The sequence below is a fragment of the Natrinema sp. LJW11 genome (assembly GCF_056135975.1).
The window spans coordinates 608,372-634,036 of sequence record NZ_JBWBDM010000001.1; the positions used below are offsets into that span (position 1 = coordinate 608,372).

General features: G+C 63.9%; 25 protein-coding genes. 14 read left to right on the top strand and 11 right to left on the bottom strand.

Going from position 1 to position 25,665, the window contains the following annotated elements:
- Window positions 1-87: 87 nt before the first annotated feature.
- Window positions 88-231 (bottom strand): hypothetical protein, encoded by a 144-nt coding sequence (locus tag AC0QDI_RS03005; RefSeq protein WP_474665095.1) that lies wholly within the window; start codon window positions 229-231, stop codon window positions 88-90.
- Window positions 232-335: 104 nt separating this feature from the next.
- On the opposite strand from AC0QDI_RS03005, the gene AC0QDI_RS03010 reads away from it, so the two are divergent.
- The gene (locus AC0QDI_RS03010) at window positions 336-863 is read left to right on the top strand and encodes a GNAT family N-acetyltransferase (RefSeq protein WP_474665097.1); all 528 of its coding nucleotides are present in this window, start codon (window positions 336-338) and stop codon (window positions 861-863) included.
- 15 nt (window positions 864-878) lie between these two features.
- Here the strand turns inward: AC0QDI_RS03010 and mutS are convergent, their stop codons facing one another.
- On the bottom strand, window positions 879-3,620 hold the full coding sequence (gene mutS / locus AC0QDI_RS03015; RefSeq protein WP_474665099.1) for a DNA mismatch repair protein MutS: 2,742 nt from the start codon (window positions 3,618-3,620) through the stop codon (window positions 879-881).
- 341 nt (window positions 3,621-3,961) lie between these two features.
- On the opposite strand from mutS, the gene AC0QDI_RS03020 reads away from it, so the two are divergent.
- The gene (locus AC0QDI_RS03020) at window positions 3,962-5,272 is read left to right on the top strand and encodes a winged helix-turn-helix transcriptional regulator (RefSeq protein WP_474665101.1); all 1,311 of its coding nucleotides are present in this window, start codon (window positions 3,962-3,964) and stop codon (window positions 5,270-5,272) included.
- 42 nt (window positions 5,273-5,314) lie between these two features.
- On the opposite strand, the gene AC0QDI_RS03025 is transcribed toward AC0QDI_RS03020, so the two are convergent.
- On the bottom strand, window positions 5,315-5,665 hold the full coding sequence (locus tag AC0QDI_RS03025; RefSeq protein ID WP_474665103.1) for a CHY zinc finger protein: 351 nt from the start codon (window positions 5,663-5,665) through the stop codon (window positions 5,315-5,317).
- A 179-nt stretch (window positions 5,666-5,844) separates the two neighbouring features.
- Window positions 5,845-7,161, bottom strand: coding sequence for an outer membrane protein assembly factor BamB family protein (locus AC0QDI_RS03030; RefSeq protein ID WP_474665651.1), 1,317 nt, complete (start codon window positions 7,159-7,161; stop codon window positions 5,845-5,847).
- Window positions 7,162-7,674: 513 nt separating this feature from the next.
- On the opposite strand from AC0QDI_RS03030, the gene AC0QDI_RS03035 reads away from it, so the two are divergent.
- Window positions 7,675-7,947 (top strand): HalOD1 output domain-containing protein, encoded by a 273-nt coding sequence (locus tag AC0QDI_RS03035; RefSeq protein WP_474665105.1) that lies wholly within the window; start codon window positions 7,675-7,677, stop codon window positions 7,945-7,947.
- A 419-nt stretch (window positions 7,948-8,366) separates the two neighbouring features.
- Here AC0QDI_RS03035 and gvpO read toward each other — a convergent pair whose 3' ends face one another.
- From gvpO to gvpA, 3 genes are all read right to left on the bottom strand, one after another.
- Window positions 8,367-8,921, bottom strand: a complete 555-nt coding sequence (gene gvpO, locus AC0QDI_RS03040) for a gas vesicle protein GvpO, halophile-type (RefSeq protein ID WP_474665107.1) — start codon at window positions 8,919-8,921, stop codon at window positions 8,367-8,369.
- A gap of 61 nt (window positions 8,922-8,982) precedes the next feature.
- Window positions 8,983-10,017, bottom strand: a complete 1,035-nt coding sequence (gene gvpN / locus AC0QDI_RS03045) for a gas vesicle protein GvpN (RefSeq protein WP_474665109.1) — start codon at window positions 10,015-10,017, stop codon at window positions 8,983-8,985.
- A 6-nt stretch (window positions 10,018-10,023) separates the two neighbouring features.
- Window positions 10,024-10,302 (bottom strand): gas vesicle protein GvpA, encoded by a 279-nt coding sequence (gvpA, locus tag AC0QDI_RS03050; RefSeq protein WP_098726914.1) that lies wholly within the window; start codon window positions 10,300-10,302, stop codon window positions 10,024-10,026.
- Window positions 10,303-10,751: 449 nt separating this feature from the next.
- Here gvpA and AC0QDI_RS03055 point away from each other — a divergent pair, with 449 nt between their 5' ends.
- From AC0QDI_RS03055 to gvpM, 8 genes are all read left to right on the top strand, one after another.
- Window positions 10,752-11,375: a GvpL/GvpF family gas vesicle protein gene (locus AC0QDI_RS03055; RefSeq protein ID WP_474665111.1), complete on the top strand. Its 624-nt coding sequence runs from the start codon at window positions 10,752-10,754 to the stop codon at window positions 11,373-11,375.
- A 2-nt stretch (window positions 11,376-11,377) separates the two neighbouring features.
- Window positions 11,378-11,632: a gas vesicle protein GvpF gene (gene gvpF / locus AC0QDI_RS03060; RefSeq protein ID WP_474665113.1), complete on the top strand. Its 255-nt coding sequence runs from the start codon at window positions 11,378-11,380 to the stop codon at window positions 11,630-11,632.
- Entirely contained in the window at window positions 11,632-12,231 is a 600-nt protein-coding gene (locus tag AC0QDI_RS03065) for an Hsp20/alpha crystallin family protein (protein WP_474665115.1), read from the top strand. Before gvpF ends, AC0QDI_RS03065 begins: the two co-directional genes overlap by 1 nt.
- Complete coding sequence (locus tag AC0QDI_RS03070; protein ID WP_474665117.1) at window positions 12,224-13,147, top strand: hypothetical protein; 924 nt, start codon at window positions 12,224-12,226, stop codon at window positions 13,145-13,147. Before AC0QDI_RS03065 ends, AC0QDI_RS03070 begins: the two co-directional genes overlap by 8 nt.
- 83 nt (window positions 13,148-13,230) lie before the next feature.
- On the top strand, window positions 13,231-13,815 hold the full coding sequence (gene gvpJ / locus AC0QDI_RS03075; protein ID WP_474665119.1) for a gas vesicle protein GvpJ: 585 nt from the start codon (window positions 13,231-13,233) through the stop codon (window positions 13,813-13,815).
- Complete coding sequence (locus AC0QDI_RS03080; RefSeq protein ID WP_474665121.1) at window positions 13,812-14,156, top strand: gas vesicle protein K; 345 nt, start codon at window positions 13,812-13,814, stop codon at window positions 14,154-14,156. Before gvpJ ends, AC0QDI_RS03080 begins: the two co-directional genes overlap by 4 nt.
- The gene (gene gvpL, locus AC0QDI_RS03085) at window positions 14,153-15,106 is read left to right on the top strand and encodes a gas vesicle protein GvpL (protein ID WP_474665123.1); all 954 of its coding nucleotides are present in this window, start codon (window positions 14,153-14,155) and stop codon (window positions 15,104-15,106) included. Before AC0QDI_RS03080 ends, gvpL begins: the two co-directional genes overlap by 4 nt.
- Window positions 15,103-15,426, top strand: coding sequence for a gas vesicle protein GvpM (gvpM, locus tag AC0QDI_RS03090; RefSeq protein WP_474665125.1), 324 nt, complete (start codon window positions 15,103-15,105; stop codon window positions 15,424-15,426). Before gvpL ends, gvpM begins: the two co-directional genes overlap by 4 nt.
- Before the next feature lie 174 nt (window positions 15,427-15,600).
- On the opposite strand, the gene AC0QDI_RS03095 is transcribed toward gvpM, so the two are convergent.
- The 3 genes from AC0QDI_RS03095 to AC0QDI_RS03105 form a co-directional block, all read right to left on the bottom strand.
- Window positions 15,601-15,816 carry a hypothetical protein gene (locus AC0QDI_RS03095; protein WP_098726923.1) on the bottom strand — a complete coding sequence of 72 codons (216 nt, stop codon included), beginning with the start codon at window positions 15,814-15,816 and terminating at the stop codon, window positions 15,601-15,603.
- 380 nt (window positions 15,817-16,196) lie between these two features.
- Window positions 16,197-17,207 carry a Gfo/Idh/MocA family protein gene (locus tag AC0QDI_RS03100; RefSeq protein ID WP_474665127.1) on the bottom strand — a complete coding sequence of 337 codons (1,011 nt, stop codon included), beginning with the start codon at window positions 17,205-17,207 and terminating at the stop codon, window positions 16,197-16,199.
- Between the two features lie 565 nt (window positions 17,208-17,772).
- The gene (locus tag AC0QDI_RS03105) at window positions 17,773-18,834 is read right to left on the bottom strand and encodes a zinc-dependent alcohol dehydrogenase family protein (protein ID WP_474665129.1); all 1,062 of its coding nucleotides are present in this window, start codon (window positions 18,832-18,834) and stop codon (window positions 17,773-17,775) included.
- Window positions 18,835-20,023: 1,189 nt separating this feature from the next.
- Between AC0QDI_RS03105 and AC0QDI_RS03110 the strand changes: the two genes are divergently transcribed.
- Entirely contained in the window at window positions 20,024-20,788 is a 765-nt protein-coding gene (locus tag AC0QDI_RS03110; RefSeq protein ID WP_474665131.1) for an IclR family transcriptional regulator, read from the top strand.
- 184 nt (window positions 20,789-20,972) lie between these two features.
- The gene (locus tag AC0QDI_RS03115; RefSeq protein WP_474665653.1) at window positions 20,973-22,208 is read left to right on the top strand and encodes a mandelate racemase/muconate lactonizing enzyme family protein; all 1,236 of its coding nucleotides are present in this window, start codon (window positions 20,973-20,975) and stop codon (window positions 22,206-22,208) included.
- Between the two features lie 345 nt (window positions 22,209-22,553).
- Here the strand turns inward: AC0QDI_RS03115 and AC0QDI_RS03120 are convergent, their stop codons facing one another.
- A complete protein-coding gene (locus AC0QDI_RS03120; RefSeq protein ID WP_474665133.1) occupies window positions 22,554-23,420 on the bottom strand; it encodes a fumarylacetoacetate hydrolase family protein in 867 nt (288 codons plus the stop codon).
- A gap of 113 nt (window positions 23,421-23,533) precedes the next feature.
- Here AC0QDI_RS03120 and xacF point away from each other — a divergent pair, with 113 nt between their 5' ends.
- Complete coding sequence (xacF, locus tag AC0QDI_RS03125) at window positions 23,534-24,973, top strand: 2,5-dioxovalerate dehydrogenase (protein ID WP_474665135.1); 1,440 nt, start codon at window positions 23,534-23,536, stop codon at window positions 24,971-24,973.
- The last annotated feature ends 692 nt before the right edge of the window (window positions 24,974-25,665 follow it).

Genomic DNA, 25,665 nt, shown 5'->3' on the forward strand with positions numbered 1-25,665 from the left:
TATTCAGCACGCAGATTCTGTCGGACACTGAGGATCTCAACAGAGCCTATAATCGTTGACCTGATCGCGTTCCGGTCAGAGCAGATGCTACCGGCGAATACTGAATACCACGACACCCAGCACTAGCAGTCCGATTCCCCACATCCACGACTGTCCCGGGAGATACGCCAGCAACAGCGTGACGATACCCGACGTGATGAGCGACCACCCGATCGTCGTTCGATATGTCATGAAAACCACGACAGCACCGGGACAGTTGGGTATTGTGCTGGTCACTGCAGCCCGTGATGTACCGAACCGTTGTTATTTTCGGATCTCGCACTCACTATTCAAATATGGGGGACGATCCGACGATCCGTCGATATCGACCGGAAGACGGCGATCGAGTCCGTGAGCTACACGAAACGGCCATGCAGGACGCGGGAGCCTACGTCGACGACGTTTCGGATACCGATCTCGAGCGGGTTCTCGAGACGTACGTCGACGGTGATGGGGAGTTCCTCGTCGGCGACCGAGACGGAAGCATCGTCGCGATGGGCGGATTTCGTCCGGTCGAAGAGACGGACTACATCGCGGAGATCGTTCCCGGCCTGCTGGACGGCGCAGTCGAACTCACTCGAATGCGCGTCGACCCCGACTATCAGCGACGAGGATACGGCCGCCGGATCTACAGGGAACTCGAGCGGCGCGCTCGGTCGCAGGGTGCCGCACGGATCGTACTCGATACGATGGCGAAACAAACCGCAGCGCGCCGACTCTACGAAGCGCAGGGCTTCGAAGAAGTCCACCGCGAACGGATCGAGGCGTTCGACGATCCCTTCGACCTCCTCGTCTATCAGAAACCCCTGGTCGACGACGGCTGAGAGGAAGTGCCAGCCTCACTCCTCGAGCAACCGCTTCAGCCGGTCGAGTTCCGTCAGCGCCTCGACGGGCGTGAGGTGTGCGAGATCGAGCGCGCGGAGTTCCGCGGCCACATCGGTCGGCACATTCCCCCCGTCTGCGGTAGCCGTCGACGCCGATCCGTCGTCTGACTCGAGCGCCGTATCCTCGACCGTCTCGGTATCCGCGTCGGCGTCGGCGCCCGCCTCGAGGTCGCCGTCTTCCGCGTCCGCGACCAGGGTCCGCGCGCGGTCGACGATGGAGTCGGGGACGCCGGCCGCGGTCGCGACCTCGACGCCGTACGAGCCCGTCGCCGCGCCGGGCGCGATTTCGTGGTGAAAGACGACCTCCCCGTCTCGCTGATCGACCTCGAAGTGCAGCGTGAACGCGGCCTCGAGGTCGTCGGCGAGTTCGGTCAGCGGGTGGTGGTGGGTCGCGAAGAGGGTCGTCGCGCCGACCGCGTCGTGGAGGTGTTCGGTGATCGCCTGCGCGATGGCCATCCCGTCGGCCGTCGAGGTGCCACGTCCGACCTCGTCCAGGAGGACGAGCGAGTGCTCGTCGGCCTCCCGCAGGATCGTCGCGAGTTCGTCCATCTCCACCATGAACGTCGATCGCCCGCCGGCGATATCGTCGCTGGCACCGACGCGGGTGAAGATCCTGTCGACCGGCGTGATCCGGGCCGCGCTGGCGGGGACGAAGCTCCCGACCTGGGCTAACAGGACGATCTGGGCCACCTGTCGCATGTAGGTCGACTTGCCGGACATGTTCGGCCCCGTAATGACCGCCAGCCGCCGATCGCGCGCGAAACGGGCGTCGTTCGGCACGAACGACTCCTGCGTCCGCTCGACGACGGGATGGCGGCCGCCCTCGATCTCGAGGGTCTGACTCCCGTTACGCTCGAGGATTTCCGGTCGGCAGTAGTCGTACTGGGCCGCGGCGCTCGAGAGGGAGATGAGCGCGTCCAGCGTCGCGAGCGCCTCGGCGAGCGCCTGGACGCGCTCGACCTCCTCGGCGATGTCCCGACGGACCTCGCAGAACAGCTCGTACTCGCGTTCGTCCGCGCGCTCTTCCGCGCCGACGATCTGATCCTCGCGCTCCTTGAGTTCCGGCGTGACGAACCGCTCGGAGTTCTTGAGGGTCTGGCGGCGCTGGTAGTCGTCGGGCACCGACTCGAGGTTCGGGTTCGTCACCTCGATGTAGTAGCCGTGAACCGAGTTGTAGCCGACTTTCAGCGAGTCGATCCCGGTCCGCTCGCGCTCGCGCTCCTCGAGGTCGTCGATCCACCGCTTGCCGTCGCGAGCGGTCCCGCGAAGGTCGTCGAGATCGTCGTCGTACCCCTCCGCGATGATGTCCCCCTCGGTGATCTCGATCGGCGGGTCCGAGACGATGGCGTCCTCGATCAGCTCGCGGACGTCGGCCAGCGGATCGAGCGCGGCGTGGAGCCGCCGGAGGCGGTCGCAGTCCGCGTCGGCCAGCTCCTCGCGAACGTCGGGGACGACGGCGAGGGTGTCTCGCAACGACCGCAGGTCTCGCGCGTTCGCCCGCTCGCGGGAGATCCGGCCGATCAGCCGCTCGAGATCGTAGACCTCGCGCAGCCGATCGTGCAACCGCTCGCGCGTCTGGACCGCGTTCGTGAGTTCCTCGACGGCGTCCAGCCGCGCCTGGATCCGGTCGGGCTCGAGCAGCGGCCGCCGGAGCCAGTCCCTGAGCTTTCGGCCGCCGAGCGCGCTGGCGGTGTCGTCGAGCACGCCGACCAGCGTCGCCTCGTCCCGCCCGTGAACGGCGCGGGGTTCGAACAGCTCGAGGCTTCGCAGGGCGACGGCGTCGAGAAGCAGGTACTCCCGGGGATCGTACCGCGTGAGGTGGGTGAGGTACTCGAGGTGTGCGTCGTCGCTCTCGATACCGTCGGCGGCTCCGGAATCGTCCTCGGTCTCGTCGTCCGCTGCACCGCGTTCGCCGACGTGTGTGCCGCCGCGGACGTACTCCGCGTAGGCGAGCACCGCGCCGCAGGCCCGAATCTCGGCGTCGCTCGCGAGCAGCGCATCGGGGTTGCGGAAGTACGCGGAGAGTTTTTCGCCCGCCCGCTCGCGGTCGAACGCGCTCGCGTCGTACGGCGTGACCATACAGTCGTCGGGAACGAGATCGGCGGGCGCGTCCGGGCCGACGACGGCCTCCGCGGGATCGAACCGACTCACTTCGTCGACGATCGACTCCCTCGAGGTGGAACTCGTGGCGAGGAAGTCGCCCGTCGACACGTCGAGTAACGCCAGCGCGAGATCGCGGTCTTCGCCGGCGGCTGCGTCGCCGCGAGCGAGCGCGGCCACGAAGTTGTTGTCGTCGCCGGCGAGCAGTTCGTCCTCGGTGAGCGTCCCGGGCGTGATCACGCGCGTCACCGCGCGTTCGACGACGCCCGACGTCTCGCCGGGTTCCTCGACCTGATCGGCCACCGCGACCCGGTAGCCGGCCTCGAGCAGCGACTCGATGTACGACTCGGCGTTGTCGATCGGAATGCCGGACATCGGATACTCGCCGGTGTTGTCCTCCCGGCTGGTCAGCGCGATCTCGAGCAGCCGCGCAGTCCGTTCGGCCGCGCCGCAAAAGGTTTCGTAGAAGTCCCCGACCTGAAAGAGCACGATCGCGTCGTCGTAACGTGCACAGAGATCGTGATACTGACGCATCATCGGCGTCAGCTCGTCGCGTATCTCGGCCATCTCCTCGGGAGGGCCAAGCGCCGGATCCATACGTGAATTCGGCCGCCCAACGCTGAAATACCTTGCTGGATCGGCCGGGTTTCGGGCTCGAGAGCCACCCGTACCAACTAAAGCGATTTGCGCACCGATCGCACGATGCGCGGTTCTCGCTCCCGACGGTCGCTCACGGCTCGCGGGATCTTCGATCCCGCGCTATTCGCCTCGCGGTTCTCGCTCAACTGTTCGCTTCGAACCGCTCCGCTCCGAACCGCGATACTGTCGTGCGATCGGGCGTCCGGTGACTGTCAGCGGCGACAATAGCTGTTAGGTCGCGCGACTGTCACGAACGAGAAAAGGTATTACTATCCATCGATCATGGGTTCACAACAGCTATGAGGTCGGATTCGTCGGTCGCGGTCCGCGTCGTCGCGTGTCTCGTCGCCGCCGTGCTCCTCGGCGGCGCAGTCACGGGTGCCGTCGCCGGAGCGGCGAGCGTCGGCTCGGTCGCGACGGCGTCGGCGGACTCGCTCGAAACGACCGACGACGGAGCGACGAATTCGACCGAAAACGCCAGCGAGGATCTCGAGAGTACGACTGAACGTCCCGAAAACACCACCGACGACACGGACGACGCCGTAGAAAATGCGACCGCGGAGACGACGGAGACGGTCAACGACACCGCCTCGAGCACGACGGAACCCGTCGATACCGCGGCCGAAGAAACGGCGGAGACCGTCGATGAGACCGTCACTGCCACGACGACGATTGCCAACGAGACGGTCACTAACACGACGGCAGCCGTCGATGGAACCGTCAACGAGACGACTATAACCGTCAACGGAACTGTCGACGAGACGACGGTGATAGTCAACGAGACCGTCACCGAAACGGGTGAGGACGCCATTGACACAGTACCCGGAATCGACGGACGGCTCGAGCAAGCGATCGGCGGTGCCGCCGGTCCCGTCGAGCCACCGAGCACGAGCGAAGCGGCCACGAACGCGATCCTCGTCGGGATGCTGGGTGCGATTTCCGCGTCCGGTGTCGCGGCGAGCGGAACCGGCGGGGCCGCCGGGGCCGGCGCGTCCGGGGCCGCCGGGGGAGCGAGCACGGCGACCGCCGGCTGGCTCCGTCACCTCCGTCAGACGGACCGGCTCCGACGAGCAGTGTCGGACCTCTGGAAGCTCTTACCGATCTTCCGGTACAGCCGGTACGACGACTCCGACCCGCTCGAGCACGATCGCCGAGAGGCGATCTACGAGACGGTTCGGACGCAACCCGGCGCGTACCTCTCGGCGGTCAGCGACCGAACCGAGGTGCCCCTTTCGACGGTTCGCCATCACGTCCGCATCCTCGAGGACGAGGGGCTGGTGACCGCGCGCAAGGTCAACGGCAAGCGCCGCTACTTCCTCGAGGACGACGACGCCGAACTCTTAGCCGCCCTCGCGGAACCCGCAAAGCGGGAGGTGCTCGAGACGATCGCCGAGTTCGGGCGCGCACCCAACGCCCGGCTCGCGGACGCCCTCGAGCGCGACCCGAGCACGGTGTCCCATCACCTCGCGGCGCTCGAGGAGGACGGACTCGTCGTTCGCGAGAAGGACGGCCGCTCGATGGTCAACGAACTGCCCCAGCGGGTCGAAGCGGCGCTGGCCGACGAGTCAGCCGCCGAGACCGACTCGCGAGCGGTTCCGGCCGACGACTGAGTTCGGACGCTCGAGGTGTGCGGGTGACTCGAGTCGGTCCGGTCACTCGAGGTCCGAATCCGCCGTCTCGAAGTACAGCTCTGCGTGGTTTGCACAGCCGGGATTGAACCGAGCGTCGCAGGACGGACAGCTGTAGTCGGCCGCGAGATAGTCGGGGACGGTCAGTTCGGTCCCACAACTGCCACACAGCACGGACGGTTCGTCGAACCGGGCTCGAGGCCACGGCACGGCCTCGTGGTCCGTCGTTTCCTCGTGGCACCGAAAACAGGGATAGTAGCGCTCGCAGCAGGCGAACTCGAACGCGACGACGTCGCGGTCGGTGTCGTAGTGGGCACACCGGGTTTCCGGACCGACGTCGACGCCGTGGACGGCGTGGCCTCCGATCGATTGCACGAGTGGCTCGACGACGAGGGGATGCTTCGGTGTTGTGGTCGGATGGGAGTGTGAGTTGGCTCCAGGATCAGTTCGCCTGAAGCGCTAGTGCCCCTATAGGGACAGGGCCATTGCGCGGCACGCAGAACGCGCGCCGCGGTTCGTGGTCGTGTTCGGGCCCGCTCGAATCGTCGCTAATTCTAAGTCTCCTCGTTTGCCCCCTCTCCCCCCGCATCCAGTGCGTGCACTGATGTACTGTCGGTTGAAACGAAGACGGAACCACCTGCGAATCTCGGCTCGCTAACGTCGGTATCGGCAATAAAGTTCCACTGTTCGTCGCCGGTGGCCGCATCCAGTGCGTTCAACCGATAGGCGTCCTCGAAGTCCGTGTCAGTTCTGCTGACGACATAGAGGGTATCTTCGACGACGGTTATCGGCGAGAGCAATAGATTACCGGCGAGAAAACTCCACTGTTCCCTGCCCGTCTCCGGCTCGATCGCGTGAACGACGCTATCGTCGCCTCGCCAAAACGCCGTTCCGACATAGAGCGTGCCATCGACCTGCGTCACCGTGCCGACGGAATTATCCGCCTCGAATTGCCACTTTTTCTCCCCCGAAACCGCATCAATGGCGTACAGGCTGGCACACGCCGGATGGTCGACGCAATCCTCCGTCCCGGCATACAGGGTGTCGTCGAACACGGTCACGAACTCGAGTCTCGATCGTTCGGTACCGGGTTCCGGATTCACCGTGAACCGCCACCGTTCCTCGCCGGTGGTCGCGTCCAGCGCTGAAACGTAGTACTGAACGTCGAAGTCGTCCGCCTGGCCAGTTTCACTGCCGAACGCCCCGAGGAATAGCGTATCATCGACCACCGAGAGTTCGGTCGTTGCTTGGCTACCGACGTCGGCGCGCCATTCTTCCTCGCCGCTAGCCACGTCCACGGCAAACACGTTCCCTTCGAAATCAGAAACGTAGAGCGTGCCGTCGTCCGTTTCGGCGAAGAAGTCCGTTCCGAGGTAATGGTGATTTATACCGTAGCCGACCTTGAAGTCCCATTGGTGTTCTCCGGTGGCCGCGTCCACCGCGGCGACGCAAAATTGCTTCGGGATGAAGACGGTGTTCTCCGCCACGTGTATCGGTGCGACGGTCTCATCGTAGTCGTCGAACTGCCACTTCTGTTCGCCCGTGTCTGCATCCAACGCGTACACTGCGGCTCCGTTTCCGTCATCCACTTCCCGACCGAAGGAATCGTCAGTCGTCGCGAAGACGGTGCCATCAACCACGATGGGCGAATTGTGAAATCTCGTGTCGTCGACGCCGAATTGCCACTCTTCGTCGCCCGTCGATGCGGACAGTGCGTAAACGGCATCGGGGTTACTCACAAAGAGTGTACCATCCGCTACGGATGACAAGGAAGGCCCACGAAGGTAGTCCGAATTGTCGAAATCGACTCGCCACAGTTCTTCACCCGCACTCGGTTCTGCGTCTCCGTCACTTTCGCCACCGGTAGCTATCCCGGTACCGACTCCCGAAAGGAGGCACGTACCCGCAGCACCGGCCAGGAACCTGCGGCGAGGAGTTGATTCGAACGACCGTTCTCCGAGTGACCCACTATCGTGTTCACCCATACTCCCGCGGAAAGCATTGTCGATCATTATTATATATTAGCTAGATGATTATTATACGTCAAACAGTTTTACGGAACTCCAGTCAATTCTTGCAAAGACCGAAATCTTCCGTTGGCTTAAATACCTCAACAACGCGCGAGTTGTTCGAAATCAACCATCTTTCGTTGAAGAGCCTGAAACTCGAGCCACAGTTGCGCGTTCTATTCAGGACAGCCTCGACAAATTATCTGGCGGGCGTCAGTAGAAGTATGCGAGAGACAGAGGATGAGTTCAGCACGTCAGGTTTGATTGTTTCGCCGTGGGACCTTTGAATCAATCACCCGGTATACCTGCTGATCAAGCGCTTCGGTTACACTTTCAAACTCGGTATTTATCTAGTTACAACCACTGAAATCGATAATGGGACTCGAAGATCCGGATCAGCAGTTGCTGGTTGAGTACGAAATTCCGGAGGGTGAATCTGTGAGTATGGCAGCTATCCATGCTGTAAGCTCGCTAAAAGAGTGTGAGCCGTGGGAATTGAGTCCGTTATATAGGACGATTGATCCAGAACTGCTGGATGATCTCTGTGAGTCACAGGAAAATGGGATAGTCAAATTCGTCTACAGCGACTTTCACATTACTGTTGAGAAGGGCGAGTATCTTTTACTTCGACCAGCAGATCACGAGTGACTGCCAAATTTGCGCTCCGTATCTTGTACGACGCTACGGACAGTATCTGAAATTGGCGGGAAGTCCAGCGTTCAGTTCGCACACGTAGTCATCGCGGTGTTCAGCAAATTTGCGAGTGAATAGAAGATTGTGAACCACCGTTCCGCTTCAACTGTCCCTCAGGTTGTAGTCGACGGAATTTGATCCCCCCGGATATGCGCACGAACCATCGAGCATCGTGTGTATACTAAGTCGAATTACCTGACGCCGACGAGTGATCGGCACTCGCCGCCGACGGCGGCCCCTCGATCTGAGCGATCACACGGTGAAAAATCACGACGAAAAGGGCCCGACGGGAGTGAGCGACAGCGGCCGGCGTTACCACTCGAGCGGCCTCGAGCGAACGGGTCTCGCTCGAGCGGACGAGCACCGATCGGCCGTTACTCGAACTCGGCGGTGTCGCCGCGCCGGTAGCGGTCGAGTCGGCGGTAGCCGTGGACGGTGGCGTCCGTGTCGAGTTCGATCTCGTAGCGGCCGATAATGTCCTGGGTATCGGGGACGGCTCGGCGTTCGACGACCTCGACGACGGCGCGCCAGCCGTCGTCGGTCGGTGAGATCTCGCTGACGCCGTCGAACTCGTGGCCGATGAGTTGCCCGGCGGTCGACTGCACGGTGTTGCGGACCGCGAGGATGCCCGCGATCTCCTCCTGTTCGATGTCGGCCGCCTCGTCGACCTCCTCGGGGTCGGTCTTCTCCTCCGCGGTCATCGTCGTCGTCCCGCGGGATCGGGGCTGCTCGACGTCGCCGCTTTCGGCCGCGTCGTCCGTTTGGTCGGCCTGTTCTTCCTCTTGGGTTGTCTGACTGTCGCTCACTGTTTGATCACTCTCGTCGTGCTGGTAGCAGAAGCCGTCGTCCTGTGCCGGCCGTGAGCAGCGCTCGCCGTCCGTGGTACGTGCCTTGCACTGCTCCTGTGATTGGGTGTCGGCTTCGGCCATTGGCTTGGGTTTGGTTCAGTTTGTGGTTCGCTCGGATCGATCCGATCGCCGCCGTGGTAGCTCAGATCGTCTCGGTGATCTGCGATCGCAGGTCGTCGACGTCGCCGTCGTTCTCGCCGACCATCTTGGGCGCCAGGACGTCCGTGAAGACGTTCGCCAGCGCTTCGTCGCCGAACTCACCGTCCTCGTCGCTCTCGGCGTGGCCGTCGAAGACGGTCAGCCCCTTCGCGGCCGTGATCGCCGCGCGCGTGCCGACCACGATCTCGAGTTCGTCGCGAAGCGCCCGCGTCGTGTCGACGATGGTCGCGATCTCGTCGTCGGAGAGGTCGACGTGGGCGGCGACGATCTCGCGCTCGGTCTCGTCGTCGTAGTAGTCGACGCGGACGCCGATGAACCGATCGAGCAGCGCGTCCTGCTGTTCGTGGACGCCGGCGTACTCCACGTCGTTGGACGTGAGGATCGCCCGGAACTCGGGGTGGACGTCGATCGTCCGATCGTCGCCGCGTTTGCCCGGCCGCTCGAGGACGCCCTCCTCGAAGACCGAGAGGAGCACGTTGTGGGCGGCGGGGTCGCTGCGCGAGAACTCGTTGTAGACGAGCGTCGCGCCCTCTCGCACCGCGACGGACAGCGGGTTGTCCACCCAGCGTTCGCGAACGATCTCCGTCTTCTTGCTGACGCCGCTGACGAACTGATCGTTCTCCTCGTACCGCTCGCCGCCGGCGTGGGAGCCGACGAGCGCGGCGGTGTCGACCGCCTCGTCGCCGTTGAGCCAGACGACCGGCCGGCCCCGCTCCGCCGCGGCCGACAGCGCGAGCGCCGTCTTGCCACAGCCCGTCGGCCCGATCAGGTGAACCGGCTGGTCCGCCTCGAGCCAGCCGTCGATCCGATCGCGCAGCGACCGGACCGCGTCGGTCTCGACGAACGGGTCGGGGACGACCGTTTCGGGATCGGAGAGGGGGCTGTCGCCGTTTCGTTCGCCTGCGTTCGGTGCCGTTCGCGCGAGCTCTTTCTTCGCTTTGCGACCGTTCTTCTGCTCGCGGCTGGCCGTGATCTTCTTGACACGGACCTTGCGCTTGCGCGAAGTGTCGTCGGCCATGGGGAGTTATTCCGCCGATTTCGGCGACGATTCGGGGCGGGGCTCGACCTCGAGCTCTTCGAGTTCGTCGAGGTCGCCCTCCGCCGTGGCCTGCTCAATTTTTGCGATCTCCTCCGCGTAGTGCAGGAAGGTGTCGACCGAGGCCACCACGACGCGGGCCTCGATCGTCAGCAATTCGATCCCGACGACGGAGATGCGCGCCCAGACGTCGATGACGACGCCCTTGTCGAGGACGCGATCGAGTACTTCTGCCAGACTCGAGGAATCGGGTGTTCGTTGTGACATACCATCTTCCGTTTGAGCGCCGTCTCGTAACACGACTCGCACTGCGACTGCAAGTCCCCCTTTCTCGCGGCGGTCTCTCACCGTCTTAACTCCCGATACCGGCGGTCGTCGGCATCGCGATTCGTTCGGGTGATACCGCGGGTTGCAGCTGCAAGCACCACGATAACCCGCCGGGGAACCGAACTATCCGTGACGATACTCGAGTGCTCGACACGGCGCGCACAGCGGCCGCGAGGAGCACAGCTATCGCAGCCCCATGTCATCCAGATGTTCAATCACCGAACCGAACGGATCACGCACGCGTCTATCGAACCGCGTCTCTCACGGATACCACGGGTTCGAGGAGCGGTACGCGCGTCTCGGATACGGAGCGGTGCCGACGGGCGACGACCACCGGGCTCGAATCAGCGACGAGACAACGATATGAGTAACCAACGAGTGATCTACCGATGAATAACCGGTACGTCTACGGCGTCGTCGAGTCGGATACCGTCGAATTCGAGACCGACGCGGTCGCGGGTGCCGACCGCGTCTACACGATCTCACACCGGCGCCTCGGCGCCGTCGTCTCGGATATCGACACGACCGATCCCGAGGAGACGGACGAGGACGCCCAGATCCACGACGACGTCCTCCGAGAGATCATGGCGTACGACGGCGGCACGACCGTCGTCCCCATGCAGTTCGGGATGGCTTTCGAGAGCGATCGGGCGCTGAAGAACGTCCTTCGGGGGGCGCGACCGGCGTTCCGACGCGCGATGAACGACATCGAGGGCAAGATCGAACTCGGACTCAAACTCGTCCGCGAGGAAGACGCCGACGTCGACCGCGAGACGATCGAGGCGGACGTCGCGGACCGCCTCGAGCCCATCGCCGCACAGTCCGTCGAAAACGACCTGTTCAGCGACCGGCTCGTCCTGAACCGCTCGTACCTCGTCGACGAGGACGAACGCGAGACGTTCGACGACGCGGTCGCCGACTTCGAGGACGACCACGACGAGCTGATGGTCCAGTATACGGGGCCGTTCGCACCCTACAGCTTCGTCGACGTGAAAATCGGAGCCAAACAGTAACCATGTTCATCCTCGACGACCTCCTGTTCCGGCCGTTCGTCGGCATCGTCGACGCGCTCCACTCCATCGCGCTCGACGAGATGTACGACGTGGAGGCCCTCGAGGGTGAACTCAAAGAGAACCAACTACTGTACGAACTCGGCGAACGCTCCGAGGCGGAGTATCAGCGTCGCAAGGAGGAACTCGAGGCGGAGCTCGAGACCGCCCGCGAAGTCCACGAGCGACTGTCGAGCGGCCGCGTAGAGGTGAAACGATAATGAGCGAACTACCCCCGAACGACGACCGCGACGAACCGGACGACGATCGATCCGACGAGCACCGAACCGACGACAGCCAGATCGACGAGAACGATCACTGGCTCTCGAGCCTGCTGTCCGCCCTGGAGTCGCTCGATGACGGCCCGGCGTCGCGTTCGGGTCGTCACCGCGGCGATCGAACGATCTTCGATTACGACATCTCGATCCGATCGGGCGACGATCTCGCGGACGATTCGCCGCTCGGACGGAATCCGTTCGGCGACGACGGATCGCGAGGTGGGAACAGCGATCGATCGCGAAAACGACGCATCCGATCGTCGGGTCCCTCGAGCGATCACCACGTCGCGACTCGAAGCCACGACGACGAACTGCTCGTCACCGCGGACGTCGCCGGTGCCGATCCGGACGCCGTCACGGTCGGCTTCGACGACTCGATGCTCGTCATCGCCGTCGAGGACTCCGAACTCGATCGTATCGAGGTTCCCTGGCGCGAGACGGAATCGCAAGCGACGATCAAGAACGGGGTGCTCACCGTCCAGATCAGGCCGGAGCCGACGGACCGGTCGAGCACCGAGGAGACGGAGGGAGACGATGAGTGACGCCGAATCCGAGGAGACGTTCGACGCGCTACTCGAGGACGCGACCGAGAGCCTCGGTCGACTCGAGGAGATCCTCGACGAGAGCGGCGCGATCGACGACCTCGACGACGACACCCTCGAGACGGTCGTCGGCGACCTCGACAATCTCGTTCGGGTCGCCGAGGAAGTCGGCGAACTGCTCGAGGCGATGGATCTCAGCGATCTACCCGAGGCGGTCGACGGGGACGAACTCCTCGACGCCATCGAACTCGGCGAAATTCCCGACGTGCTGGCGAACGAGGACGACGGCGTCACCGAACTCGTCGATTTCACGGAGCTGTTCGACGCGATCGACCTGCTGAGCGCCTGGAACGCCGCGGATTTGACCGACGTTTGGGAGAACAAGCGCGAACTCGACGACGCCGTGGACGACCTCGAGGACGGCGACGACGCCGGGATGGTCGAAGACGCCGTGTCGGATGTCGCGAACGGCGACGACGATGGCGATGGCCTCCTCGAGGGCGAAGACGGGGACGGCGTGCTCGACACGGGAATGGACGCCGGCTCCGCTGCGAAGGAAGCGCTCGGCGACATCGACGTCGCCGAGGACCCGGCGGCCTACCAGGCGGCGATCCAGCAGCAGGCGATGGAAGGCATCGACGCCTTCCGGTCGGCGCTGCTCGAGACGCACGAGACGTTCGAACGACTCTACGAGTTCAACCGCGAGAAGATGCGCCGGCAGGACACGAGCACGAACTCGCGAAATCCGACGGCGTCGTCGACGATTCCGATCGAACGAAACGATCTCGGTGGCGGTGCGCGCTACTCGACGGTGCCCCAAGCGGTCAAGCTCTCGACCGCACCGACGCGGAAACGGATCTACGGCCGCCGGTTCGAACTCGAGCGGGAACGACAGCGGAGAAAGAACAATGAATGACCCACTACCGCGGCGACCGAACGGCTGTGAGGGGAGGACGACTGACTACGGCCCCGAGCGGAGCGACGCCGGAGGTGAGTGCCATGGTCGATGAGTTCCAGCCCAGTCGGCAGCAGGCCGACCTCGCCGAGGTCGTCGAGATGCTCCTGGACAAGGGGATCGTCATCAACGCCGATATCGCCGTCTCGATCGGCGACACCCAGCTGCTCGGCGTGCAGGTCCGGGCCGCGATCGCCTCCTTCGAGACCGCGGCGAAGTACGGCCTCGAGTTCCCCGAGGGGACGGACATGCGCCGCGTCGCCGAGGCGGTCGACGATCCCGAACTCGCGGAGGCGGACCGGCCGAATCCGGTGATCGACTCGACTCGAGGGGTCAACGTCACCGCCGACGAAGACGACGCTGACGGCGAATCGAACGCCGACAGCGGCGACCGCGACGCGGACGGCGGCGAGTCGACCGAGAGTAACACCGCCGGCAGCGACGAAGAGCTGGTGAGCGAGCGCCTCGGGGCCAGACCGAACCCCGATCGACCGACCAGCGGCGGATTCGACCTGCTCAGCGATGAGTCGGAATCCGACGCGGATTCGAGCGAGAACGAAGCGGAGTCGGCTGACGAGGAGTCAGCGGAGAACGAGGCCACCCCGGAAGCGGAGGGTGACGGATCGTGACGTCGATCGACGTCGGCGACGGCGAGGACGCGCGACAGGGGCTCGTTACCCTGGTCATCACCGTCGTCGAAATTCTGATCGACGCCCTCGAGCGCGAGGCGGTCCGCCGCATGGAGTCGGGGAACCTCTCGGACGAGGAGATCGAACGCCTCGGAAGCCAGCTCGCGACCATCGAGGCCGAGATCGAACAGCTCAAAGCCGACGAGGAGATCGAGGACGGGGTCGACGATCTCCGGGGCGATCTGGACGGGCTGGTCAACGACGCGATCGAACAACTGCACGGCGAGCCGACCGCCACGCAGAAACCGGGCTACTCCGTGTTCGGAGGTGAGGGCGAATGAGCTCCGACGGCGCGAACGACGGTGACGGTGCCGCCGAACGGCTCGAGGGGCTCGACGAGCAACCGGCCGGCGAGCGCGCCGAGACACCGTCTATCGACGAGGGGCGCTACCTGTACTGTCTCGTGAGGGCCGACGAGGCCGCCGCCCTCGAGACGACCGGCGTCGACGGCGAGCCCGTTTCGGTTATCGTCGAAGACGGAATCGGAGCCGTCGTTCACGCGTGCGACGGTCTCTACGACTCGGCGGACCTCGCACAGATCCGCCGCTGGCTCGTCCGCCATCAGACGGTCGTCGACGAGGCGGGACAGGCCTTCGGAACGCCGGTTCCGTTCCAGTTCGATACGATTCTGCGCGGCGACGACGCCGCCGTCCGCGAGTGGCTCCGCGAGGAGTCCGAGACCCTCGAGCAGGCGCTCTCCGGACTGGAAGACCACTGGGAGTACCGCGTCGAAGTCGTCGAAATCGATCCGATCAGCGACGAGGCGCTGGTCGAACGCGACGAGCGACTGCGCGAACTCGACGAGCGGATCGGCGGCTCCGAGGAGGGAACGGCGTTCCTGCTCGAGAAGAAGTTCGACCAGCGGTTGACGGAGATCCGGGCCGCGCGGCGGGAATCGCTGACCGCCGACCTCGAGGAGCGACTGGCCGCAAACGCGCGGGAGGTCCACGCGCTCGAGCGATCTCCGAGCGCGAAACTCTCGGACGAGATGGCCGAGAGCGAGTCGGGGACGGGCGGGGACTCGAGCGCGTCGGCCGACGGCGAAACCCTCTGCCGGCTCACGCTGCTGGCCCACGAGGACGACGAGGAAGCCATCGGCTCGATACTCGACGACGTGGCGTCGAACGAGGGTCTCGAAGTCAGGTTCACGGGACCGTGGCCGCCGTACACGTTCGCACCGGAACTAGGCGGCGGGAGCGCAGCGGGCGAACCGGCAAACCAACAGCCATGAGGCCGCAGAAGAACGACGACGCGCTCGTCGACGTGCTCGACGTGTTGCTCAGAGACGGTGCGATCCTCCGTGCCGACGTGATCGTCTCCGTCGCGGAGATCCCGCTGGTCGGGATCAAGCTCACGGCGGCCATCGCCGGCATGGAGACGATGACGGAGTACGGCCTCTTCGAAGAGTGGGACGCCACCCGCCGGAACGCGGCCGTCAGCCGACGCCAGTACGATCGACCGGAACTCGAGGAGGACCGCACCACGTTCGACGAGCTCAGTGTCGGTCGCTCCCACGAGGACGCCGAGGACGGAGACGAGCCGTCGAATTGATGCGATCTCGAGACCTTCGACTCGAGACTGCTGACAGGACCGAGACGATCGAACGCGGCAAACGACGACGGGACGATGCGATCGACGGAGAGAGAACCGTCACTACTGCACTCGTAACCGTCCGACCCAGTTCGGTTCGCCCGTTTCCGTTCCCCCGAGAGGGGAGGGCGATGGTCAGGCGTACTTTGGACGTTCGGTCGTGTGCTCGACCTCGCCGGTGACTGTCTCTTCCTCGCTATCGTCGTCGTAGACGTACTGGCCGGTCGCCCCACACAGGGTGCACTCGTACGTCTCGGAGATCTCGTTTATCATTTCGCCGTCCTCGAAGTAGACGCGACTCTGCGTGATCTGCAGGAACTGGGCGGTCTCGCAGTTAGTGCAGGTGATCATACTCGTTCGATAGCCAGCACCAGATGTAGTTATCCGGCTTGTAACCGAAAGGCGAAGACGACTATGAGGGTCTTACTTGCCGACCGCCATCGAACGGGGATCCGGACGACTCGCCCCGTCGCTCTCGGTCGAGCGAGGGAGAGTAACTGTTTCGTACCCCGGGACGGAGGCGGGATCGGCCCGATGACTCGACGACGTGCATATCGGCGAAAAGCCGCTTTTCCAGACGTAACGAGACGGTTATCCTCTCACTTATCGGGGTGAAACCGAGCGGCGACGACCGTTCGCCGAAGGGCGAAACGAAACCGAGGGAAGCGCGATCGGTGCGACCGTCGGAGCGAACCGATCGCGGCCGCATCGATGCGGTGGCGGAGCGACGATCATCGGTCGACGGGAACTCGATCACCGGTTCGAGCCGCCTCGTAAGCCGCCTCGGTCAGCGCCGTCACCCGGAGCGCGTCCCGGACCGTCGCCGGCGGCTCGGTTCCGTGTTTGACGCTCTCCAGGAACGCGTCGGCCCGGGTCCGTTCGTCGCGGGGATCGATGTAGGGAACGTGCTCCCCGGCGTCGGAGTCGATTTCGACGACCTCTCGGGACCCCCACTGCGTTCCCTCGAGGTAGACCGCACCCTCTTCGTCCCAGAGGTGGACGTGCTCGCGGACCGACGGCGCGTCGCCGTGAAACGAAAACGTGCCGGTCGCACCGTTTTCGAACCGAACGTCGAGGTGAGCGCGGCGGTCGACTCGCTGCTCGTCGTCGTGAAACGCCATGCTCGCGGCGACGGACGCCGGCTCGAGGCCGGTCGTCCAGCAGACGGCGTCGAGGACGTGGCTGCCGGTATCGTAGAGGAAGCCGCCCCCGGACAACTCCGGATCGAGCCGCCAGGTCCCCCGCGAGTCGTCGATCCACCCCTGCGTGATGGAGGCGGTCAGCCACTCCGGTTCGCGCTCGGCGAACCGTTCGCGCGCCGTTCGAAACGCCGTCTGGAGGTGACGCTGGTAGCCGACCATCACGGTCCGATCGCTTCGCTCGACTCGATCCGCGAGGTCGCGGGCTCGCTCGAGGTCGGTCGTCAGCGGTTTGTCGCAGTAGACGTGACAGTCGTGCTCGAGGGCGGCGACGACTTGTTCGGAGTGGAGGGTGTGCGGCGTCCCGACGAGCACCGCGTCGAGGGACGCCTCCGCGAGCATCGTCTCGTACTCGGCGTACTGCCGATCTGCGGACACGCCGAACCCGCGGCCGACCTCGTCGCGGAGCGCCGAATCGAGATCGCAGACCGCTCGGACGGTCGCGTCAGGGTGACGGTGGAGCTGCCCACCGACGGTGGTCCCGATGTAGCCCAGTCCGACGATACCGATCCGAATCGGTCGCGATCCGTCGTCGTCACTCATACGATTCCGAACGGGTTGCAGCCCCATCCCTCTGGAGGCGTCGCAAGCAAGCACCTCCCGCCCGTCGACCGGTTGCATCCGATCTCGAGGCGGGCGAGGGGCGAGGGTCCGACCGGTCGTCTCCTCGAGTTCGTCCGTTCGGCCACGCGAATCCGTTCCGCCCGGTTCGGCAACACGAGTGAGTCCCAACGGCCGGGGTGTATCGAGTACCGCCCGGTAGCTGGGTGCTACGATCGGAGTAGACGGTGCTTGCGTTCGGTTCGGAGCCGCTACCGGCGGCCAAGCGACTGCATAACAATGTGTAACACGCCCAACGTCCGATCTGCGGGGTGGTAACTCCCCGCCGGGTACGCGCTCGGCCCAACTGTGCGCTGACCGGCCGATTGCGTGCGTTCGTGCCCGGATCGCTCGGACGTGGACTCGCCCCCGCTTCGAGTACGCTCATGTCTCTCACGCCCAGGGCGGTTCCCGCCCGCCCGGGTTTCGCGGGCTGCAAACCGGAGAGCTGCGGCTCTCGGGGCGGAGCCCAGCAGTGAAAACCGAGCGGGACGATCCCCGTTCGCGCTCAGAACTCCGTGATGACCGGAATGCCGACCGTTCCGTAGTCGTCCATCGAGGCGAGCGTCTCGGGTGCCTCCTCGAGCGACAGCGTCTCGCCGATGATCTTGTCGGGCTCGAGGGTGCCCTGTGCGATCAGGTTGAACAGTTCCTCGTAGCGGACCAGCGGCATCCCGAAGGAGCCGTGGAAGTCGATCTCCTGCATCGTCATGACGTCGACGGGGAGTTCGATCTGGCCCTCCTCCTCGCCGGTCGTCAGCCCGACCTGGACGTGGCTGCCCCGCGTGCCGAGGCTGTTGACCGAGTTCTTGCAGGTATCGGCGACGCCCAGTGCGTCGATCGAGACGTCGGCACCGCCGTCGGTGATAGCCTGGACCGCCTGGGCCGAACTGTCGACCTCCGTCACGTTGACCGTCTCCCGGGCGCCGAGTTCCTCGGCGCGCTCGAGTTTGTCGTCGACGAGGTCGATCGCGATCGGGTGGGCACCCAGCGCGTCCGCGATGTGGATCGCCGAGAGGCCGACGCCGCCGCAGCCGTGGACGGCGACCCAGTCGCCGGGTCGAAGGTCGGCGCGGTCGGCCAGCGCGTGGTAGGCCGTCATGAACCGGCAGCCGAGGCCCGCCATCTCAGTGAAGCCGACGTCGTCGGGGAGTTTCACGCAGTTGAAGTCGGCTTCCCGAACGGGGAACGCCTCCGCGAACGCGCCCTGGGAGTACTCCGAGAGGCCGAGCGGAAGCACCGTCTCGCAGTTGTTCGCCCGCCCCTCGCGGCAGTGCGGACAGGTGCCGTCGCCGAGGTGGAACGGCACCGCGACGCGGTCGCCTTCCGCGAGCGTCTCGACGTCGCTCCCGACCGCCGAGACGACGCCTGCGGGCTCGTGGCCGAGGATCTGCCCTTCCGGGACGCCCGCGCCGATCCAGCTCCAGTCGCCCTGCCAGGCGTGCCAGTCGCTCCGACAGATGCCACACGCCTCGGTCTCGACGATTACCTGGTCGGCTCCCGGCTCCGGATAGTCGACATCTTTGACCGCCAGCGGTTCCCCATGTTCTTCGAGTACGGCTGCTCGCATGTTCCAACGGTAGTGGCAGCGAGTATAAAAGTGTAGGCGGTACGCCGTCGAGTTATCAGAAACTGCTCATGAGTTGTTCCCCGTTGCTCGAGTGGAACGGGCCGGAGTTCCGGCCGGATTCCTTCGATACCGATCGGTGCCGAAGCAACCTCGACAACGGGATACGGATGTACAGTGAAGCTGAAACGATATCGGGACGAGGTCGGACGGCTCCGTCGAATCGGACGAACGGCTTCGGGAATCCGTTCGCTATCGTCCCCGCCTCCTCAAGCCTCGAACAGAACACCCTATTCTGAATGACTATATGAAAAAATATGAAAGCGATAATATATTTATTCGGTTGATGCGGGGACGTTTGCAGAAGAACGCTCGAAAGGGGGAAGAACGTGACGAAAGAAGCCGATTCGAGTCGAAATCGATGCCACTCAGCGATAGCTCCGACGGCGCGAGGAAGCGATTGACCGGAGATGGCACACCGAGCTATCTAGCCCTAAAACGGCCCTGAATGGCATTGTAGCGCATATTATGGCCGGCGTGTGCGGCTAAAGACCCGAAACCCGACTTTATGATGGACTTATTATGATTTTAGAGAACTGTCTATAATCTATTAAATATACAGATCGGATCTCGCGTCGAACGGTCGGTCGTTGCTGTCGACCGCTGTTCCTTACAGGCATACGCTTGTAATCACAGTGTCGCCGATACCGGAGAACGATCGACGGTTCGACTGGAAACCGCGTTCGCAACCATTACGAGCCGGCTAGTGGTCGTTTTTCGACCGGCCACGGTCTCGTTTCAACGAACTCACCGGACGTTACGTAATAACGAACGGAGGTCGAAGAGGGGGTGTTTTCTATCGATAACCCTTACTCGCGCGTACGACCCGTTTCCGTATCGTTTTCGGGTATTCCCTCGTCGGTTAGGGAATAGACGTGCGAGGTCGTTTATTTCCGTCTGTCGGGTAATATACCGGTACCGGCCCTGAACAACCGTATAGAGTGATCGTTCATTCATGCCGAACCGTTGTTTCGTTTGTGAGCGACGGTGCAGCAGACTCACATATCGGAAGCGGCAGTACTCGTCGGCCCTCCACCATCGCTGTATCCGAAATCACAGTCGTCATACTGGGTTGCCCGTTCGTGAATGTTGAACACACAAATATTTATACTAAACGCTATCTAGCCACTGTATGGGTAAACGAGCGAACAATCCCGTTAAATCGGTCGTCACGACGTTCACTATTCTCCAGACGTTACGCCGACTCGATGGGGCCGGGGTCACCGAACTGTCGAACGAACTCGAGCTACCGAAAAGCAGCGTATACAACTATCTCAGTACGCTCGAGCAGGAGGAGTACGTCGTCAAAGAGGACGGGACGTATTATCTCGGACTCCGATTCCTCGATTTCGGCCGGTACGTGCGCCAGCGAGACGATCTCTACGAGACGGCCCGCCCCGAGATGGAGGCGATCGCGGACGAGACCGGAGAACTCGTCAACCTGCTGGTCGAGGAGCACGGACAGGGCGTCTACGTCTGTCGGGTGCGCGGCGATCAGGCCGTCAACGTCGCGGCGAGTACCGGCCACCGGGTGCTGCTCCACAACACGGGGCTGGGGAAGGCGATCCTCGCCCATCTCCCGGCGGAGCGCGTCGACGAAATCCTCGACGAACACGGGATGTCGGCCGACACCGCGCACTCGATCACCGACCGCGACGAGCTCAAGGCCGAACTCGAGACGATCCGGGACCGCGGCGTGGCGTTCGACCGAGAGGAGCGAATCGACGGACTCTGTTGCGTCGCCGTCCCCGTTCTGGACCGCGACGACCGCCCGATCGGGGCGCTCAGCGTCGCCGGGCCGAAGAGCCGCATGAAAGGCGACCGGTTCGAGACCGAACTCCCCGAACTCCTCGAGAGCGCCGCGAACGTGATCGAGCTGAACCTCACTTACTCATAGCGCATGGTCACGCGTCGTCTCCCCGATTCGTCGCATCTGTTCCGCATTGGTGAACGACTCGTTCACGCGGCCTGCCACTCGGTGACGCCGTCGATCGGTTGAGCGAGAGTACTCGCGGATGATTTATGAGTGACGTGCGATCAGCTCAGACGGAAGCTTTAGTAGCACCTGCCGTGATTCACGACTGTCGATGGATTACAGACAGCTGTCCGACCCGAACGCAGAGTATACGATGCGCGACCTCTCCGCGGAGACGATGGGCGTTACCAACTCCCGCGGGCCGCGCGACGTCGAAATTACCGATGTCCAGACGACCATCGTCGACGGAAACTACCCGTGGACGCTGGTCCGCGTCTACACCGACACCGGCCTCGTCGGCAACGGCGAATCCTACTGGGGGGTCGGCGAACGGGAGATCATCGAGCGGATGGCTCCCTTCATCGAGGGCGAGAACCCGCTCGACATCGATCGACTCTACGAACACCTCGTCCAGAAGCTCTCCGGCGAGGGCTCGATCTCCGGGAAAGCGATCTCCGCGATCTCCGGGATCGAACTCGCACTGCACGACGTGGCGGGGAAGATTCTCGACGTGCCCGCCTACCAGCTCATCGGCGGTAAGTACCGCGACGAGATGCGGATCTACTGCGACTGCCACACCGAGGAGGAGGCCGACCCCGACGCCTGCGCCGACGAGGCCGAACGCGTCGTCGAAGAACTAGGCTACGACGCCCTGAAGTTCGACCTCGACGTCCCCAGCGGCCACGAGAAGGACCGCGCGAACCGTCATCTCCGTGGGCCCGAAATCGAGCACAAAGCCGAAATCGTCGAGAAGGTCACCGAACGCATCGGCGACCGCGCCGACGTCGCGTTCGACTGCCACTGGTCGTTCAGCGCCGGCAGCGCACACCGACTCACCGAGCGCCTCGAGGAGTACGACGTCTGGTGGCTCGAGGACCCGATCCCGCCGGAGAATCACGACGTGCAAGAAGAGGTCACCAAACGCACCTCGACGCCGATCACCGTCGGCGAGAACGTCTACCGCAATCACGGTAACCGTCGGCTGCTCGAGAATCAGGCGGTCGACATCGTCGCGCCGGACGTGCCCCGCGTCGGCGGGATGCGCCAGACGCGGAAGATCGCCGACCTCGCGGACATGTACTACGTGCCGGTCGCGATGCACAACGTCTCTTCGCCGATCGGAACGATGGCCAGCATCCACGTCGGCGCGGCAATCCCGAACTCGCTGGCGGTGGAGTATCACTCCTACGAACTCGGCTGGTGGTCGGACCTCGTCGAGGAGGACATCATCGAGAACGGCTACGCCGAAGTGCCCGAAAAGCCCGGACTCGGACTCACGCTCGACGACGACGCCGTCGAGGAGCACCTGGCCGACGGTGTCGAGATGTTCGATGCGGCGTGAGCCGGAGTCGGGCTCACGGAGCGTTGCTCCGTGTTGTTCGATGACGGATAGCGTCATCGGGCTCGCAAATCTCTGATTTGCGTTGTTGACGAGGCGTGAGCTTCGTCGAGCCGAAGTCAGCGGGACGATCCCGCCCGGTATAAGCGGTCGTCCCGTCCCATAGACGGTCTGTCCCACCCGATTCTTCTCATCCGGTACGATCGCGGCAATCGGCTCTCGACGGTGCGACAACGAACGTGCTGAGAGAGATTTCCGATCGCGAGACGCCGTCATCACCGTCTCCGAAAAAATCTTCGCTGGAGTGGCTCCCCCGGATGGATCGCATCCCTGGGCCGTCGATATCGATCAGACTTCGATGACGGGGTTCGTGAGTTCGCCGATTTCGTCGATCGTGATACGGACCTCGTCGTCGGGCTGGAGCGTGAAGCCGTCGTCCGGAACCAGCGAGGTGCCGGTAAGCAGGACGCCGAGTTCGGGAACGATGTCGTGGTCACGCCAGTACTCGACGAGTTCGTCGCAGGTGCGGGCCATGTTGCCGATCGAGGTCTCGCCCTCGTAGAGGACCTCGTCATCTCGAGTGATTTCCATCGCCATCGTTAGCTCGTGGGGATCGCCGACCTCGGCGGCGGAGGCGACGCAAGGACCGATCGAACAGCAGCGTTCGTACATCTTCGCCTGGGGCAGATACAGCGGGTTCTCGCCCTCGATCTCTCGGCTGCTCATGTCGTTGCCGATCGTGTAGCCGACGATCGAACCGTCGTAGAGGACGATGCCGAGCTCCGGTTCGGGAACGTCCCACGCGGAATCCGATCGGATCCCGACCGCCTCACCGGGACCGACCGTTCGGCTCGGCGTGGCTTTGAAGAAGATCTCGGGCCGTTCGGCCTCGTACGCGTGGAGGTACATCTCCGGCATCCCGCTTTCGGCCTCGCGCGCCTCCTCGCTGATCTCGTAGGTGACGCCCGCCGCCCAGACTTCCTGGGGAACGAGCGGGAGCGTGCCGTCGGTAAGCGAGTCGAGAGGGACGGTCGGGGCCTCGCCCGTGAGCTCGCTCGCCATCTCGTCGATCTCGAGGGCCGCGATATCCGCCGCGGCTGCGAGCTCCCCGAAGCTATCCAGTCGTGGTTTCACGGCAGTCAGATCGTACGCTGTCTCGTCGTCGACAGCGATGAGTCTATGCTGGTCGCCAGTCGATAGGCGTTGATACCGCATGCAGGCATCAACTACCTAATCCATTATAAATGTCTCGTCCCCGGACGATTTGATCGGCCCGGAAGCGTCGGAACGGCAAGAATTATGAGCGGACGGCGTTATCGGGTAGACGTATGACAGACCAGCGGCTGAACTACGTTAGCGGCGAGTGGACCGAATCTCACACCGGCGAGACGTTCGAAACGACCGATCCCGCGAACCCCGCAGAAGTCATCGCGAGCTACCCGCAGTCCGATAGCGAGGACGCCCAGCGAGCGGTCGAAGCGGCGCGCGACGCGAGCGACGAGTGGGGATCGACGCCCGGTCCCGAGCGCGGTCGAATCCTCGCGACGGCCGGTTCGCTGCTCGACCAGCGCAAGGACGAACTGACCGAACTGCTCGTCCGCGAGGAGGGCAAGACCCGAAGCGAGGCCGGCGGCGAGGTACAGCGCGCGATCGACATCTTCCACTACTACGGCGCGAAGGCGAGCGATCTCGGCGGCACGGTCAAGAGCTCGAGCGCGCGCGATACGAACCTCTACACGAAGACCGAGCCCCTCGGCGTCGCGGGCCTCATCACGCCGTGGAACTACCCCATCGCGATTCCGGCCTGGAAGCTCGCACCGGCGCTGGCCGCGGGTAACGCCGTCGTCATCAAGCCCGCGTCGATCGCACCCGGCGTCGTCCACGAGATGGCCGACGCGCTCGAGGAAGCGGGCCTCCCCGCCGGCGTCCTGAACATCGTCACCGGCCCCGGCAGCGAGGTCGGCGGCACAATCGCCAGTCACGAGGCCGTCGACGCCGTTTCCTTCACCGGCAGCACGGCGGTCGGCAACACCGTCTACGACACGGCGACCGAGGATGGCAAGCGCGTCCAGCTCGAGATGGGCGGCAAGAATCCGACGGTCGTCAGCGACAGCGCGGACGTCGAGGAAGCGGCCGAGATCGTCGCCAACGGCGCGTTCGGCGTCACCGGGCAGGCGTGTACGGCCGCCTCGCGTGCGATCGTCCACGAGGACGTCTACGACGAGTTCGTCGATGCCGTCGTCGACCGCGCCGACGCGATCGACCACGGTCACGGGCTCGACGATCCCGGTATGGGCCCCCACGTCAGCGAGTCGGAACTCGAGAGCACGCTCGAGTACGTCGACATCGCTCAGGAAGAGGGCGCGACTCTCGAGTTCGGCGGGTCGGCGCTCGACCACGAGGGCTACTTCGTCGAGCCCGCGGTCTTCTCGGACGTCGACTCCGAGATGCGCATCGCCCAGGAGGAGGTCTTCGGCCCGGTGCTCGCGATCATTCCCGTCAGCAGCTACGACGAGGCGATTCACGTCGCCAACGACGTCGACTACGGGCTCTCGGCGAGCGTCGTCACCGACGACCACACCGAGGCGAACCGCTTCGTCGAGGAGGTCGACGCCGGCGTCGTCAAGATCAACGAGAAGACGACCGGCCTCGAGCTTCACGTGCCCTTCGGCGGCATGAAGGACTCCTCGAGCGAGACCTACCGCGAGCAGGGCGACGCCGGACTCGACTTCTACAGCATCTCCAAGACGGTTTACGACAACTACTGAGGGATCGACTGCCGCTCGAGTGCGATTCCGACGCGACGCGATTTTTCGGTGCCGCCGATCCGCCGCTACTCGAGAGTGATCGTCGAGTGCGGCGAGCGCCACCCCGGAACCGAATCCAACGGAGCGTCAGCCACCGTTTCTCAAGAACGGACTGGCGTTATCTAATGGCGAACAGTAAGCGACAACATCCCATATTCTGGGCAGTATTTACAGGGATACGATTGTAAGAACATCCCGCGGCGGCCGAAACGGCTCTGCGGTAAAACGGACGGGTTGGGAGGGCGAGATTATGCGTCAACGGCAATGTGACGCCCTGTGACGGGTGCTGGATTGAGGCAGGTCCCGTTCAGCAATCACGGACGGAAATAGTAGCAGCCTGAAACTGCCTGCTCGGGGATCCGCTCGAGGAACGGTGTCTCGTGGTATGCGACCGCCTCTCAATCGACGGGAGCCGATACTACCGCCTCAACGATAGTGAAATCGTGTTTTTCATAGATGAACAGCCGGTTAGCAGGAATGATACTCAATTCGGCGGTGGAAAACCGTCCGACAGCGGAGACTAACGGTACACGGGCGACGGATGCGACAGTGATGAATACCGCGCAAAATGCAACCAGACGACTCCGAGCGTCCGGTTATCGGCTACTCGGCTCCCGGGACGACTCCGGATAGCGATCCGTTCGACCGCACCG